A 14,698-nucleotide genomic window follows, 5' to 3' on the forward strand; every position below is an offset into this window, starting at 1 on the left:
TCAGGGCAGCCGCGCTTGGAAGAGGATTCTCCCGTGCGCACCGCGCTCGCCTCGGAACAGGGCCGGCGCGGGCCGCCCGTAGCCCGCGGCCTGGTCGACCACGTCGTAGCCGGTCACGCTCCAGCCGGACCGGGCCAGCCAGCGGTCCGCGGGTTCGGTGGGCCCGCCCTTGACCATCTCCGCCAGGGAAACCCCGGTCCCGTCCAGGAACCGCTGCAGGCGAGGGGCGGACACCGACCCGTCGTGGGTGTGGTCGAGGGCGAACCAGCTCGACGGCGCGGAGAGCTCCGCGATCGAGGCCAGCAGCCCGTCGCAGCCCGCGGCGTCCAGGAACCCCAGCGTGCCTTCGGCGAGCCACGCCGTCGGTACCCGCCGGTCGAAGCCGGCGTCGAGCAGGGCGCCCGGCCAGTCGTCGCGAAGATCGGCCGGTACCACGGTGCGAAGGCAACCGGGCTCGGCCCGCTGCTCGGTGAGCACCCGCTCCTTGAACGACAGGATGCCGGGCAGATCCACTTCGAACACCGTGGTGCCCGGCGGCCACGCCAGCCGGAACGCGCGGCTGTCCAGGCCGGCCGCCAGCAGGACCACCTGACGGCAGCCCGTCGCGCAGACCCGGTGGAAGTACTCGTCGAAGAACCTGGTCTTGATCGCGATGACGTCTCCGATCATCGCCAGTAGCCCCCCGTCCGGTGCGCCTTCCGGCGAGCCGAGCAGCGGGATGTCCGGGCCTGCCGCGTCCAGGAAGGCCCTGGCCAGCGGGTCGGCGCAGATCCGGTCCGGCCGCTCGGTCTCGGCCGCCCGCGCGGCGGCGTTGCCCATCGCGGTCCAGCTCTCGTCGGGCATCGTCACCGGCTTGGCTCGCTCGAGCGTCATGCGGTCCCGCTTTCTCCGGAGCTCGGTTCGAGATGGGTGCCCAGCCAGGACGACAGCCGCTCGGGGGCGGGCCGCCCGCGCCAGGCGAGATGGGCGTCGGGGCGGATCAGCAGCACGTCCGCCGTCCGCCCTCGGGCCGGGGTCAGCGCGACCACGCCCGTCGTGCCCAGCCAGGCGGCCGCCGCGTCGAAGCTCGCCTCGTTCCCGGGCCCGGCGAGCACCCCCCACCGGCCGTCGAGCGCCTGGTGCAGCCGGACGGGGGCACCGCCGTCGAGGCGGCAGTGGATGTCCGGCACCCGGTCGCCCTGCCGTGGCCCGGCGGCGAACCGGCCGCGCCCGGCCAGCGGCCCGTCCCGGTAGTGCACACCGAGCTGGGAAGCGTTGCGCCAGATGAACTCCTGGGCTTTGCGGCTGTTCAGCAGCGGCATCACCAGCCGGTCGCGCAGCACGGCGGTCGCCCGGCTCTCGGCGAGCACGAGCCGGGTGGTCAGCCCGGTCCCGGCGAGCACGCCCTGTGCCACCGGGCGGCGTTCCGCCTGGTAGCTGTCCAGCAGCCGGTCGCCGGCGCGGCCGTTGGCGACGAGCGCGAGCTTCCAGGCCAGGTTCTCCGCGTCGCCGAGCCCGGTGTTCATCCCCTGCCCGCCGAAGGGGTGGTGGATGGCCACCGCGTCGCCTGCCAGCACCACCCGTCCCGACCGGTAGCTGTCCGCCAGCCTGCGGTGGATGCGGAAGGTGGACAACCAGTCCACCCGCTCGATGGCCTGCGCGGAGTAGGGCGTGCACGCGGCGAGCTGCCGTTTGATCAGCGTGAGCACGTCGTCTTCGGTCAACCGCCCCTCGGTGCCCGTCGGCGCCGGTCCCATCAGGCGCCATCGGCCGGTACCGGGCAACGGGCACACGCTGACCATTTCGCCGCCGCGGGACCAGCTCGACATGATCTGCCGGTCCAGCGCCCAGTTCGTGCGGACGTCGGCGATCAGGAAGTGCTCGGCGACCGGGACCCCGGGAAAGCCGATGCCGGAAAGCTTCCTGACCCGGCTGTGCGCGCCGTCGCAGCCCGCCAGCCAGTCCGCGCGCACCGGTTCGGTCCCGTCCTCGCCGCACAGGGTCGCGGTGACCCCGGTGCCGTCCTGGACGCAGTCCACCAGTTCCCGGCCCCAGTCCAGTACGCCGCCGAGCTCGGCCAGCCTGGCACGGAGCGCGCTCTCGACTTCCACCTGGGAAACGAGCAGGGGAGAACGGCCGACCGAGTCGCCGAGCCGGTCGATCGGCATGGTCGAGACCAGCCGTCCCGCCACGTGCATGCGGACCTCGCGCAGCGGGATCACCTGCTGCGGCAGGTCGCCCAGCGCGCCGAGCCGCAGCAGGACCTCGACACCGCGGGGCTGCACGCCGAGCGCGCGCGAGGTGGTGATCGGCCCGCCGGCCTGATCGACCACCCGCACCGAGACCCCCCGGTTCCGCAGCCCGCACGCCAGCGCGAGCCCGGTCGGCCCGGCGCCGACGACCAGTACCGTCGGATGCGCGGCCTCCCTTCGGTTCATGCCTGCCGGCCCGCCGTGGTCGCGGCTGCCCGGTACCCCGGCTCGTCCGGTTCGGGGTAGACGGGACAGCCGAACACCGGCTCGAAGGGGGCGAAGGTGTCCCAGTCCCGGTTCGCCCGCAGGGCCTCCGCGATCGGGTTGCGGGCGCTCCAGAAGTCGCCGCCGAGCAACCGCACCAGGTACATCTCCAGGTCCTCGCGCGGGGTGACCGCGCTCGCGTCGGCCACCGCGCTGACCAGTTCGCTTTCGTAGAAGGAGAAGATCAGCCGGACGTAGGTGTCGTAGCCGGTCTTGAAGAAGTTCGCGTACTCGGTCATGAGCCTGGCCTCGGCGGCGGGTTCGGCCAGCACTCGCCCGATCGTGGCGGCCGCCCTGGCGCCGGTGACCATGGCGACCAGGACGCCGCCCGAGAACATCGGATCGCCGAAGCAGCCGGCGTCGCCGACCATCAGCCAGCCGGGCCCGGTCACCTGATCGGTGTGGTAGCAGTAGTCGGTCTCCACCCGGAACGGCGTGCACGGCCGGGTGCCGGTCAGCCGCCGGGTGATCCGGGGAATCCGGGTCGAATGCTCCTCGAAGGCCTGTGCGGCGTCCCTGCCCCGCAGCACCGAGCGCGGCATCACGGTGCCGACGCTGATCTTGTCCTCGGACAGCGGGATCGCCCACACCCAGCCGTCCGGATGGCTGCCCACCTGGATATCGCCTTCGTGGCCGGGGTTGTGCCGCTCGTCGAGCCCGTCGTAGTGGCGGAACACCGCGACCATGCGCAGTTTCTCGATCATCTTGCGCAGCCCGAACCGGTTCGCGATCTTCCCCGCCCGCCCGCTGGCGTCCACCACGAACCTGGCGTGCGCCTGGTGTTCGCGGCCGTCGTGGGTGTAGCGCACCCCGGTGATCCGGTCGCCGGTCAGCAGCAGTTCGGTCACCGGAGCCTCGGTCCGCACCTTCGCGCCCGCCGCCCTGGCCTGGTCCAGCACCACCTGGTCGAAGTGGGCGCGCTCCACCTGGAAGGTTTCGCGATGCCTGCCGTCGCCCTGCTTGGCGAAGTCGGCCCGGAAGACGCCGGAGCCGAAGAACTTCGTCCCGGTGGGGTCGATGAACTCGCCACCGCGTTTGATCACGTACCCCTGCGCCTTGATCGCTTCCAGCAGCCCGAGCCGGTCCAGCAGGCCCGCCATGTACGGCAGCATCGACTCGCCGATGTGGAACCGGGGAAACGCCTGCCGTTCGAGCACCAGTACGGAATGGCCCTCCTTCGCCAGCGCGGCCGCGCAGATCGCGCCGGCCGGCCCGCCGCCGATGACGATCACGTCGAGTGCCTTGTCCGCCATGGTCACCTCTCCGCTGACGGTTGACGCACCGGGCCCGGAATCGGGAACGCCGGTGGCTCGGCCGGGGAAGCCGTGCGGTACCGCTTCGCGACCCGTCCCCGGCCGCGGTTCGTCGGACCTTAGGCAGCGCGCGGCCGGGGGGACAACGCGTTCGTTCCAGTTCCGTGCCACGGCGGGGTAACCGGTTCCGCCATCGCCGGGCCCCGCGGTGCGGGACCGGGACGCGGGTTGCCGCCGTGTGGGCGGCGGGTGGAGCGGTGGCACTGCGCGGTCGTGGTGCCGCTGCCTAGTTTCGATCCGTGGCTGGCGGACGAGGGGACGAGGTTCGGTGACAGACGATCGGTGGGGTGCCGGGCTCACGGTGCTGGGCGCGGGGGTGATGGGCAGCGGGATCGCGGCACTGGCCCTCGGCCACGGGGTGCCGGTGCTCCTGGTCGACCCGGACGAGGAACGCCTGGCGCGGGCCCGTGCCGACATCCGGCACCAGCTCCGGCTGGCCGCGCTGCTGGGCGCGGGGCAGGCGGCCGAGGGTGCGCTCCGGGTCGCCGCTTCCCCGGGCGCGGCGACGGACAGCGCCTTCGTGATCGAGGCGATCACCGAGAACGCCGAACTCAAGGCGAAGGCGCTGGCCGGGCTTTCCGCGATCGTGCGGCCGGGCACGCCGTTCGTGTCGAACACCTCGTCCATCCCGATCGACGAGCTGGCGGACTCGATGTCGCGGCCCCAGGACCTGGCCGGCACCCATTTCATGAACCCGCCCAGCCTGATCGGCACGGTCGAGGTGATCCGCGGTCCGCGCACCGCGGACGAGACGATGGCCGCGGTGACCGGGGTACTGCACGGCCTCGGCCGGAAAGCGGTGGTGGTCCGGGACGCGCCCGGCTTCGTGACCAGCCGCATCCTGCACCCGATGATCAACGACGCGGCCAGGGTCGTGCAGGCGGGCACGGCGACCGCGGACGCGGTCGACGCACTGCTGCGGGACTGCCTCGGCCACCGGACCGGGCCGTTGCGCACCGCCGACCTGATCGGCATCGACAACCTCGTCGACTCGCTCCGGGTCCTGCACGAGCGGACCGGGGACGAGGGCTGCCGCCCGTGCGAGCTGTTGCTCGCCAAGGTCCGTGCCGGTCATCTCGGCCGGAAGAGCGGCCGCGGCTTCTACCAGTACGAGGAGGCGGCGCGATGACCGCGGAGACCGGCAGGGCGGCCGAGAGCACCGACGATGTCGAGCAGGCGGTGCAGCGCTTCCTGGCGGCGCGGACCAGGACCACCTGGGAGCCGGACCGGGACCTCTTCACCGGCGGCGGGCTGTCTTCGCTGTTCGCGATGGAACTGGTGGTGCATCTCGAGCAGACCTTCGGTGTGGTGATCGCCGGGACCGATCTCAGGCTGGACAACTTCCGCACGGTGCACGCGATGACCGCGCTCGTGCGGCGGCTGCGAGCGGGTGGCGGTGGTGACTGAACGCCCGGAAGGCCCGATCGCGCTGGTCGGTGAGCTGGTCGCGGACCGGGCGGGTGGCTGGGACCTGGCCGGCGTGCTGCCGGTGGAGCTGCTCCGCGAGCTCGGTGCCGGCGGGGTGCTCTGCGCGGAGGTCGAGGCCGCCTACGGCGGACTCGGCCTGACCAGCAGGCTCAACGGCGAACTCACCGCCTGCACCGGCACCCTGTGCGGCTCGGTCCGCAGCGTGATGACCTCACAGGGGATGGCCGCGTGGGCGGTGCGCCGCCTCGGTGACCGGGCCCAGCGGGAGGACTACCTGCCCCGCCTGACAGGCGGCGCGCTGGCCGCGGTGGCGTTCAGCGAACCCGATGCCGGCAGCGACCTGTCCGCGATGACCACCCGCATCCACCGGGACGGGGACGCGGTGGTCGTCGACGGCGGCAAGGTGTGGGTCACCGGCGCCCGGTACGCGGACCTGATCGTGGTGTTCGGCCGGTGCGGCGACGGCGGCGCCGCGGTCGTGGTCCCCGCCGGCACCCCGGGGCTGACGGTGCGCCCCGTCCCCGATCCCCTCGGCTGCCGCGCGGCGGGCCACGCCGAGATCGGGCTCGACTCGGTCCGGTTGCCCGCCGGAACCCTGCTCGGCGGTGCCGGGCAATCGCTTCCGCTGCTGGTGACCTCCGCCCTGTCCTACGGCCGGATTTCGGTGGCATGGGGCTGTGTCGGCATCCTGCGCGGTTGCCTGTCCGCCGCGGCAGGACACGCCGGTTCCCGGCGCCAGTTCGGCAAACCGCTCGCCGAACACCAGCTCGTCGCCCGGTTGCTGGCGGAGCTGGTGGTCGCCGAGCAGACCGCCACCCGGGTGTGCGAGCACGCCAGCGACTGCTGGGACGCCGGGTCCGCAGAACTGGTCATCGCCACCGTGCTGGCCAAGCACGTCAGTGCCGGAAACGCCGCGCGCGGCGCGGCCTCGGCCGTGCAGGTGCTGGCCTCCGCCGCCGCGCGGGACGGGCACCCGGTCGCCCGCGCCTACCGCGACGCGAAGCTGATGGAGATCATCGAAGGCAGCAGCGAGCTCTGCCAGCTCATGCTCGCCAGGCACGTGCTGGAGACGGTATGAGCGGGCCGGTGAAGTGCCTCGTCTGGGACCTGGACAACACGCTGTGGCAGGGCACTCTGCTGGAAGGGGACGAGATCCGGCTCTCCGCCGCGGTGCGCGAGACCATCGTGGAACTCGACGCGAGGGGCATCCTGCAGTCGGTCGCCAGCCGGAACGAGCCGGAGCGGGCACTGGCCCGGCTCGCCGAACTCGGCGTCGGCGAGTACCTGGTGCTGCCCGAGATCGGCTGGGGGCCGAAGTCCGATGCGGTGCGCCGGATCGCCGACGGGCTCAACTTCGCGCATCGGGCGATGGCCTTCATCGACGACCAGCCCGCCGAGCGCGCCGAGGTTTCCTTCCAGCTGCCGGAGGTCCGGTGCTATCCCGCCGCGCAGGCCACGACGCTGAGCGCGCTACCCGAGTTCAGTCCCGCCGTGACGACGGATTCCCGCCGCCGCAGGCAGTTCTACCAGGCAGGGTTCCGGCGCGCGGCCGAGCGGGCCGAGTTCCCCGGACCCGACGAGGAGTTCCTGCGCTCGCTCGAACTGGTGATGAGCATCGGCCGGGCCGATGCCGAAGACCTTTCCCGTGCCGAAGAGCTGACCTTGCGCACCAGCCAGCTGAACGCCACCGGCGTGCACTACTCCCGGACGGCTCTGCGCGGTCTGCTGGACGATCCCGGGCACGAGGTGCTGGTGGTCGGCATGGCCGACCGGTTCGGGCCGCACGGGGCGGTCGGCGTGGTGCTGCTGGAAACCCGTCCGGAGGTCTGGCACCTCAAGCTGCTGGCGACCTCGTGCCGGGTCGTCTCGTTCGGCGCGGGCAGTGCGCTGCTGGACTGGCTGGCCGACCAGGCCGCACGAGCCGGGGTGCACCTGGTGGCGGATTTCCGGCCCACCGACCGCAACCGGATGATGGAGGTCGCCTACCGCTTCGCCGGTTTCGACGAACGGCCGTGCCACTGCCGTGCCCGCGTCGACGAAGGGCCCGGCGACCGCATCCAGCGGCTGCACCTGGTGCCGTCGCGGCGACCCGCGCCCGCGGCCATCTCGATCGACGCGCCCGCGTTGGCACGCCTGGGGACGAGGGAGGGCAGCGCGCATGGGTGAGCAGCTCGCCGTGACCGAACGACTGCTCGCCTACCTCCGGCGGGTTTCCTTGCGGGAGGACGACGTTCTGGCCGAACTGCGGGCGGAGACCGCGCTGCTGCCCGGCGGCACGGCCATGCAGCTGATGCCGGAGCAGGGGCAGTTGCTCGGCCTGCTGGCCGGGCTCACCGGGGCCCGGCTGGTGCTGGAGATCGGAACTTTCACCGGATACAGCACGGTGTGCCTGGCGCGCGCGCTGTCCGGCACCGGGCGGCTGGTCACCTGTGACCTCAGCCCGAAGTGGCCGGCGTTCGGCCTGCCCTACTGGGAACGGGCCGGGGTGGCGGACCGGATCGAGGTCATGATCGGGGACGCCCGTGACAGCCTCGCCGAATTTCGCGCGCGGCACGGGCCGGGCAGCGTCGACTTCACCTTCATCGACGCGGACAAGGCCGGCTATCGCCGGTACTACGACGAGGTGATCACGCTGACCCGGCCGGGCGGCCTGATCGCGCTCGACAACACGCTGTTCCTCGGCAGGGTCGCCGATCCGGCGGCGCAGGACCCCGACACCGTGGCGATCCGGGAGCTGAACGAGGTCCTGCACGCGGACGACCGGGTGGACGCCGTGCTGCTCACCGTCGCGGACGGGCTCACCCTGGCGCGCCGGAAACCGTTGCCTGCCGGGCAACCGCGAAACGGCGGCGGGTGAGCACCGGGGTGTCCGGGACCGTGCTGGCGGCCGGGCAGGTACTGCTCGCACTGGCGGCCGCACTCGGCCTCGGTTGCCTGGGGCGGGTGCTGGCCAGGCTCCTGCGGCAACCGCCGGTGATCGGGGAGATCGTCTTCGGCCTGTTCGCCGGACCGGCCGTGGTCCTGGTGGCACACCGCCGGACGGGCACCGCCCCGGTACTGCCGGGGGCGGTGACCGAGGCGCTGACCGTGGTCGGCCATGCCGGGCTGGCGCTGTTCCTGGTCGGCGTGGCGCACGAACTGCGCCCGCGGACCGGCCGGCTGTCCCGCCGCGCGGTCGTCTGGGTGACCGCGGGCACCCTGGTGCCCCCGGTGGCGAGTGGCCTGCTGTTCGCGTGGTGGGTCCGGTCCTCCGGCGATCCCGGTCTGCGCACCGTCGCGGCCTGGCCGGCCCAGCTGCTGATGATCTGCGTGGCGCTGACCGTCACCGCGGTGCCGGTGCTGGCCAGGATCCTGGTCGACCGCGGTCTCACCGCCACGCCCGCGGGCAGGCTCGCCATGACGGCCGCGATCGTCGCCGACGCGGCGGCGTGGATCCTGCTGGCGATCACGCTCGGGTTCGCGACCGGAAGCGCGGGCGGGGTGGTCACCGCGGTCTGGGTGGTGGCGGCCGGACTGGCGGTGTCGGTGCTGGCCCGGCCGGTGCTTCGCCTCGACCGGGTGGCGCGGGCGGCCGCGCGCCACCCGTGGCCGGCGGCTGTGGTCATCGGGACGGTGGCACTGGGGATGGCCGCGGGCACCGAGCACGCCGGACTGACCGGTGTGCTCGGCGCGGTACTGGCCGGACTGGCCATTCCCGGCGGGAGCCGGGCTGGCGGATGGGCGGTCGCGGTCGGCAAGGTGGTCGCGGCCGGGCGCCTGCTCGTGCCGGTGTACTTCGTGACGGCGGGACTCCGGGTCTTCGCCGGGCCGCTGCCCGCCCTGTCGTGGTGGGCCGTGGTGCTCGCCACGGCGCTGGCGATCACCGGAAAAGTGGGGGGCGGCTATCTCGGTGCCAGGCTTGGTGGCCTGCCTCGCCGCGAGGGCGTCCGGATCGGTGTGCTGGTGAACACCCGCGGGCTGACCGAGATCGTCTTGCTGCAGACCGGGTTCACGGCCGGTCTGCTGAGCCCGGCGCTCTTCGTGGCGCTGGTCGTGATGGCCTTGGTGACGACGGTGCTCACCGGGCCGTTGCTGTCCTTCGCGGGAGGTAGTGCGGGCGAAGGCTCGTCCCGGTCGCGGCTGGCCGGGGAACCGGCACGCCCGAAACCGTGACGGCGGGCGGTCCCCCGGTGCCCCGGACCGGGCAGGCCCGGCAGGAAGGTGAATGGCGGAAGACCGAATTCGGCTGATCTCGTAGTGAATTTTCATCATGAACGAGTGGATTACCGTGGCGCACCCGGCCGGTAGTGCCGGCCTGCCGGTCGTGGTGCCCGGGATGTCCGTATGCGGCCAAGGGTGATCAATTTATTCGGCGCTAAATCATCCAGGTGGCACCGGCAAGCTGTTGTGCACCCAAACGAAGTAAACTTGGCAAGGCTGCTGTTCTGTTGCTGTCGCTCGGGTAGTGTGAGGAACGGTCCGACGCTGCGGTCGGATCCTTCGGGCACGTTTGCGCGACCGGCTAATCCGGCCACAGTTGAAATGCGACAGAGGGGCGTGGTGCCGTGCTGATCGAATCGACATCGGCGGCTGATAGCGGTCACACCGGCCGGTGCGATGGTGGCCAGGTCCGGGCCGGGTGAAATCGGCGAACCGCCGGTATTCGCCCGTCTGGTCCGGGAAAGTCGACACCTCGCATGGAGAAGGATTCATGCATTTTCAGCTCTTGGGGCCGCTGGAGCTCGTCGACCACGGTCGGCCACTGTCCTTGAGCGGTATTAAGCAGCGGGCCACGCTGGGCTTTTTGCTGCTGCACGTCAATAGTGTTGTGGCGACCAGTCAGCTATTGAAGGCGCTGTGGCCCGACGGCATGCCGCCGACCGGCCGGAAAATGCTGCAGAATGCCGTATCCGGGCTTCGCGGCATTCTTTCGGCGGGTGGTGACGGGCCCGATTCCCCGGTACTGCTGACGCACGCCCCCGGATATCTGCTCCGGGTCGATCCGGAGCAGGTCGACCTGAGCCGTTTCCACCACCTGGTCAACAGTGGCCGCGCCGATCTCGCCGCCGGTTCCTGGCAGCAGGCGGCCAGGACCCTGCGCGAGGCGCTCGCCCTGTGGCGCGGCCCGGTGCTCGCCGATCTGGTGGAGCACGGGGTCGACTGGCCCGAGCTGGCCGCGGTGCGCAACACCCGGCTCACCGCGCTCGAAGACTGCGTCGAAGCCGAGTTCGCCGCCGGCCGCCACGGCGAGGTGATCAACGAGCTGGAGACCTGGGTGGAGGTCGAGCCGCTGCGCGAGCGGCTGTGCGGTCAGTTGATGCGCGCGCTCTACCACTGCGGCAGGCAGGTCGACGCGCTGGGCGTGTACCGGCGGACGCGGACGAGGCTCATCGACGAGCTCGGCCTGGACCCCGGCCGCGAGCTGCAGGATCTGGAACGCGCGATCCTCAACCAGGAACCGCTGCTGCCCCTTCCGCAGTCACGGGACAAGGTCGTCCAGCCCCGCCCGCCCCGCGTCGCCGGCTACGGCGCGGCGTACGGGGTGTCGGACCAGCCTGCGCCGAGGCTCCTTGTGCCGCCGGTGCCCCCACCCGGCGGCACCGGGCCGGAGCCGCTCGTGCCCGCGGTGGTGCCGGTCGGTGGCGGCTCGGCGAACACGGCCGTTCCCGCGGCGGAGCTGAAGCGGGTCAGCGCGGTGCTGGTGCTCACCCGGTTCGACCGGGACGTGGGCGAGGCGCCGCCGGAGGACGTCGAACGGGTGCTGCGCGGCGTCGCGACCGTGGTACGGGAGGAGGTCGAACACGCGGGCGGCTTGATCGGCGGCCGGGTGGCTTCGCTGTGGATGGCCGTGTTCGGTTCGGTGCGCAGTTGTGAGGACGACGCGGCCAGGGCCGTCCGGACGGCACTGGCCACCCGGGAACGCCTCGGCGCCGAGGGCGCCTTGTCCGACGGCATGCGGGCGCTCACCGTCACGGTCGCGGTGGCGACCGGGGAGGCGCTGGTCCGGCCCGCGGGCGAATACGCGCACCGGGTCCCCGAGGTGACCGGTGGCGTGCTGGACCGGTGCCTGCGCTTGCTCGCCCATGTCTCGCCGGGTGAGGTACGGGTGTGCGGCGAGACCAGGAAGATCAGCGAGCCGCTGGTCGCCTACGACGGCGAGCACGATCCGGTACGGGGTTCGCGGGTGCTGGCGGGCAGGCCACCGCAGGCCGAACCCGGGTCGACCGGGCCGTTCGTCAACCGCGATCGGGAACTGGGCGTGCTGCTGGGGGTACTGGACCAGGTCGCCAGGCGGTCCGGGCCGCATCTGGTGACGGTGCTGGGGGAGGCGGGAGTCGGCAAGAGCAGGCTCATCGCCGAGTTCGAACGGGCGGTCGCGAAGGGTGTCGAGTCCCCGCGCCTGCTCGTCGGGCGGACCCCGCGCTTCGGGCAGCGCAGTGCACTGGCGGCGCTGGTGGAAGGCTTCCGGCCGTACGTCGGGGTGACCGAGGACGACCCGGACGAGGTGGTGGCCGAGAAACTGGCCACCGCGGTACGGGGGCTGGCCGGGGCCGGCAGCCGGGCGAGCTGGCTGCTGTCGCACCTGCGGTTCCTGTTCGGCCTGGACGGCGTCCCGCACGGCCAGCGGGTAGCGACCGAGTCCTTCCTTGCCTGGGGCCAGTTCCTGGAAGAAGTGAGCGGACCGAGCCCGCTGGTCGTGGTCATCGAGGACCTGCAGTGGGCGGCGGACTGCCTGCTCGACTTCGTCGACTACGTCACCGCGGAGGCCTCGTTCCCGTTGCTGGTGGTGATCACCGCCCGGCCGGAACTGCTCGACCGCCGCCATTCCTGGGGCGGTGGCAAGGCGAGGGCGAACACCATCACCCTGGACCCGCTCTCCGACGACGATGCCACCCGGCTGCTCACCCTGCTCTGCGTCCGGCAGGGCATCCCGGTGCACGACCAGCACGAGTCCGCGGACGACGTCACCGCCGCGTTCCGCGCGGTGATCGCCTACATCGGCGGGAACCCGCTGTTCACCGTGGCCTACGCCAAGATGTTGCGGGAGAACGGCCCGGTGGTGCTGCGGCGGTTCCGGGAAAACGGGGACTGGTCGCTGGCCCGTCCCGACGGCTCGTTCCTGCCGCTGCCGCCGCTGGTCCAGCGGATCACCGCGGCCATGATCGACAGCCTGCCGCCCTCGTCGAAGGCGGTTCTGCTCGATGCGGCCGTACTCGGCGAGAACGTCTGCGAGACGGCCGTGGTCGCGGTGGGGGACGGCGCGGTGACCGATGTGCCGCGCGCCCTGCAGTACCTGGAACGACGCGAACTGCTCCGGCGGGCGCGCGGCTCGGAGCCCGGCGTGGTCGGGTACACGTTCCGGTACCCGCTGATCCGCGATGTCGCCTATCGGAGCATTCCCCGGTCCGCGCGGGCCGAGAAGCACCAGCGCGTGGCCGAATGGCTGGAAGGGCTGCCTGGCCAGCATTCCCAAGCGCTGGCCTATCACTACCGGTGTGCCGCGGAGCCGGAAGCCACCGGCACCGCCCCGGCCGCGGAGCCGGCCCCGCACTGCTCGCCCAGCGTGCCTCGGCAGCGTTCGGGCCTGGAAGTGATCCGGTTCGGCCCTGCCGAGAACGCGTGGCGCTGACCTCCACGGCCGTGGCGCGGTACGGGAACACCGGTGGGTGCCGGATGGAACGCGACCATGTCCGGCTCCACCGCCAGGTGGCTAGCGTGGTGGACCGGCGGGTTCCGGCCCCCTGCCCCGGGCGCGTGTGCACGGGCAGAGCCGTGCCGCACGCCGGTCCGACCGCATGGGAGCCCGGGATATGACTGCTGCGCCCGCCACCGCGACCCGCCTGCCGTCGCTGACCGGGTACCGGGTACCGCTGTCGGTGGCCGTCTTCCTGGCCCATTCGCTGAGCTCGGCGAAGTTCTTCGAGAGCGACTTCGTCAACGGGCTCGGCCTGATCGCGCCGTACGGGATCGTCTCGCTGTCGTCCTTCTTCGTGTTGAGCGGATTCGTGCTCACCTGGGCGGAACCGTGGCGCGACAAGGCGAAACCGTTCTGGCGCCGCCGTCTGGTCAAGATCTTCCCCAACCACGTGCTCACCTGGGCGCTGACCCTGACGCTGCTCGGCGTGGTGGGTTCGATGCCGATGCTGGGCGCGATGCCCGAACCCGGCCCGGCACTGGCGAACCTGGCGCTGATCCAGTCGTGGATCCCGAATCCGGGCTACCTGCTCAGCGTGGACGGGATCAACTGGTCGGTCTCCTGCGAGTTGCTGTTCTACCTCATCCTGCCGTTCCTGGCCCGGCCGCTGCTGCGGATCCCCGCGGAGCGGCTGTGGTTCTGGTTCATCGGGCTGGGGGTGGCGATCGCGGCGCTGCCCGCGGTGATCACCTACGGCGTCGGCGGGCAGCCGTGGGCGCTCTGGCCACCGCTGTCGTTCGTGCAGACCTGGCTGGTCTACTTCTTCCCGGTGGCCAGGCTGCCGGAGTTCCTGCTCGGGGTGGTGCTGGCGCGGATCGTGCAGACCGGTCGCTGGCCGCGGATCCGCGCGCGGTGGGTGGCGCTGGCCACGGTGCTGCTCTGGCTGCTGACCTTCGTGCTGCCGCCCGCCTATTCGCGCAGCGGCCTCCTGTCCGTGCCGATCTCGCTGTTCGTGCCGATACTGGCGATGCGCGACATCGAGGGGCGGTCCGGTGTGTTCGGCAGGCGCTCCATGGTCGTACTGGGCAACGCCACCTACGCGACCTATCTGGTGCACTGGCCGTTGCTCGGGCTGACCAGGCACCTGGTGGGCGCGGACCGGACGTTCGGCCTGGGGAGCGGGCTGCTGATCGTGTGCACCGCGTTCGTCGTCACCCAGGTGCTGGGTTTCCTGCTGTACCAGTACTTCGAGCTACCCCTGATGCGCCGGTACGCCACCCCCCGGCGGGGGCGGAGTACCAGACGCGGACACCCGGCGCCGCCGTGAGCGGGCTCAGGACTCGAGGCCGCCCATCGGGGCCAGCGGCCTGACCTCGATCACGTTCAGCTTCGCGTCCGGGATCTCGGCCGCGATCTCCAGCGCGCGGTCCATGCCGTCGCAGTCGACAAGGCAGTAGCCTGCCAGGTATTCGTCCGCGTCGGTCAGCGGCCCGGGGGTGATCTCGGACCGTCCTTCCCGGACGCGCACGGCGCGGGCGTCGGCGCGGTCGGTCAGCGGTGCGCCTGCCACGTGCTCGCCGGTGGCCATGATCTTCTCGGTGAAGGTGAGGTATTCGGCGAGGAACTCCTCCTTGTCCTTCTGGCTCAGGGTTTTCCAGCGATTCCTGCTCGTGTGGATGAGCAGCATGTACTTCACCGCGGCTCCTCTGCTCTCGCGCCACTGTCTCTCCCATACTGCTGTGCTCTCCCATACTGCTGTGCGGCGGCGCTTCCCGGTATTCAACGAGCAAGCCGGGAAGCTGTCAATCCGCGCCCCGGTGTGTGTTACCGGGCCGTGGGCGGGTGGT

At 71.9% G+C, this 14,698-nt stretch carries 12 protein-coding genes; 8 read left to right on the plus strand and 4 right to left on the minus strand.

The window, feature by feature from the left end; all coding sequences use genetic code 11:
- The 3 genes from ABD256_RS15950 to ABD256_RS15960 are packed head-to-tail and all read right to left on the minus strand — an operon-like array spanning window position 1 to window position 3,748.
- Complete coding sequence (locus tag ABD256_RS15950; RefSeq protein WP_344418410.1) at window positions 1–873, minus strand: class I SAM-dependent methyltransferase; 873 nt, start codon at window positions 871–873, stop codon at window positions 1–3.
- Entirely contained in the window at window positions 870–2,417 is a 1,548-nt protein-coding gene (locus tag ABD256_RS15955; RefSeq protein ID WP_344418412.1) for an FAD-dependent monooxygenase, read from the minus strand. Before ABD256_RS15955 ends, ABD256_RS15950 begins: the two co-directional genes overlap by 4 nt.
- Window positions 2,414–3,748 carry an NAD(P)/FAD-dependent oxidoreductase gene (locus ABD256_RS15960; protein ID WP_344418414.1) on the minus strand — a complete coding sequence of 445 codons (1,335 nt, stop codon included), beginning with the start codon at window positions 3,746–3,748 and terminating at the stop codon, window positions 2,414–2,416. Before ABD256_RS15960 ends, ABD256_RS15955 begins: the two co-directional genes overlap by 4 nt.
- Window positions 3,749–4,127: 379 nt before the next feature.
- Between ABD256_RS15960 and ABD256_RS15965 the strand changes: the two genes are divergently transcribed.
- The 8 genes from ABD256_RS15965 (at window position 4,128) to ABD256_RS16000 (ending at window position 14,178) form a co-directional block, all read left to right on the plus strand.
- Window positions 4,128–4,937 (plus strand): 3-hydroxyacyl-CoA dehydrogenase family protein, encoded by an 810-nt coding sequence (locus ABD256_RS15965; RefSeq protein WP_425546459.1) that lies wholly within the window; start codon window positions 4,128–4,130, stop codon window positions 4,935–4,937.
- Window positions 4,934–5,215 (plus strand): acyl carrier protein, encoded by a 282-nt coding sequence (locus ABD256_RS15970; protein ID WP_344418417.1) that lies wholly within the window; start codon window positions 4,934–4,936, stop codon window positions 5,213–5,215. The genes ABD256_RS15965 and ABD256_RS15970 overlap by 4 nt, the downstream gene beginning before the upstream one ends.
- On the plus strand, window positions 5,208–6,314 hold the full coding sequence (locus ABD256_RS15975; RefSeq protein ID WP_425546458.1) for an acyl-CoA dehydrogenase family protein: 1,107 nt from the start codon (window positions 5,208–5,210) through the stop codon (window positions 6,312–6,314). The genes ABD256_RS15970 and ABD256_RS15975 overlap by 8 nt, the downstream gene beginning before the upstream one ends.
- A complete protein-coding gene (locus ABD256_RS15980; protein ID WP_344418419.1) occupies window positions 6,311–7,402 on the plus strand; it encodes an HAD-IIIC family phosphatase in 1,092 nt (363 codons plus the stop codon). Before ABD256_RS15975 ends, ABD256_RS15980 begins: the two co-directional genes overlap by 4 nt.
- Window positions 7,395–8,093, plus strand: coding sequence for an O-methyltransferase (locus ABD256_RS15985; protein WP_344418421.1), 699 nt, complete (start codon window positions 7,395–7,397; stop codon window positions 8,091–8,093). The genes ABD256_RS15980 and ABD256_RS15985 overlap by 8 nt, the downstream gene beginning before the upstream one ends.
- The gene (locus ABD256_RS15990) at window positions 8,090–9,388 is read left to right on the plus strand and encodes a cation:proton antiporter (RefSeq protein WP_344418422.1); all 1,299 of its coding nucleotides are present in this window, start codon (window positions 8,090–8,092) and stop codon (window positions 9,386–9,388) included. Before ABD256_RS15985 ends, ABD256_RS15990 begins: the two co-directional genes overlap by 4 nt.
- A 538-nt stretch (window positions 9,389–9,926) precedes the next feature.
- Window positions 9,927–12,845, plus strand: coding sequence for an ATP-binding protein (locus ABD256_RS15995; RefSeq protein WP_344418424.1), 2,919 nt, complete (start codon window positions 9,927–9,929; stop codon window positions 12,843–12,845).
- A gap of 181 nt (window positions 12,846–13,026) precedes the next feature.
- Window positions 13,027–14,178 carry an acyltransferase family protein gene (locus ABD256_RS16000; RefSeq protein ID WP_344418425.1) on the plus strand — a complete coding sequence of 384 codons (1,152 nt, stop codon included), beginning with the start codon at window positions 13,027–13,029 and terminating at the stop codon, window positions 14,176–14,178.
- 6 nt (window positions 14,179–14,184) lie between these two features.
- On the opposite strand, the gene ABD256_RS16005 is transcribed toward ABD256_RS16000, so the two are convergent.
- Window positions 14,185–14,538, minus strand: coding sequence for a YciI family protein (locus ABD256_RS16005; protein WP_344418550.1), 354 nt, complete (start codon window positions 14,536–14,538; stop codon window positions 14,185–14,187).
- Window positions 14,539–14,698: the final 160 nt, after the last annotated feature.

It is taken from the genome of Amycolatopsis minnesotensis, assembly GCF_039529815.1.
Classification (GTDB): Bacteria; Actinomycetota; Actinomycetes; order Mycobacteriales; family Pseudonocardiaceae; genus Amycolatopsis; species Amycolatopsis minnesotensis.

What these genes read in the sequence shown, in the direction of transcription:
- ABD256_RS15960 (WP_344418414.1), bottom strand. Translation starts at nt 3,748, where the DNA reads ATGGCGGACAAGGCACTCGACGTGATCGTCATCGGCGGCGGGCCGGCC.
- ABD256_RS15995 (WP_344418424.1), top strand. Translation starts at nt 9,927, where the DNA reads ATGCATTTTCAGCTCTTGGGGCCGCTGGAGCTCGTCGACCACGGTCGG.
- ABD256_RS15985 (WP_344418421.1), top strand. Translation starts at nt 7,395, where the DNA reads ATGGGTGAGCAGCTCGCCGTGACCGAACGACTGCTCGCCTACCTCCGG.
- ABD256_RS15980 (WP_344418419.1), top strand. Translation starts at nt 6,311, where the DNA reads ATGAGCGGGCCGGTGAAGTGCCTCGTCTGGGACCTGGACAACACGCTG.
- ABD256_RS15950 (WP_344418410.1), bottom strand. Translation starts at nt 873, where the DNA reads ATGACGCTCGAGCGAGCCAAGCCGGTGACGATGCCCGACGAGAGCTGG.
- ABD256_RS15955 (WP_344418412.1), bottom strand. Translation starts at nt 2,417, where the DNA reads ATGAACCGAAGGGAGGCCGCGCATCCGACGGTACTGGTCGTCGGCGCC.
- ABD256_RS16000 (WP_344418425.1), top strand. Translation starts at nt 13,027, where the DNA reads ATGACTGCTGCGCCCGCCACCGCGACCCGCCTGCCGTCGCTGACCGGG.
- ABD256_RS15965 (WP_425546459.1), top strand. Translation starts at nt 4,128, where the DNA reads ATGGGCAGCGGGATCGCGGCACTGGCCCTCGGCCACGGGGTGCCGGTG.
- ABD256_RS16005 (WP_344418550.1), bottom strand. Translation starts at nt 14,538, where the DNA reads ATGCTGCTCATCCACACGAGCAGGAATCGCTGGAAAACCCTGAGCCAG.
- ABD256_RS15970 (WP_344418417.1), top strand. Translation starts at nt 4,934, where the DNA reads ATGACCGCGGAGACCGGCAGGGCGGCCGAGAGCACCGACGATGTCGAG.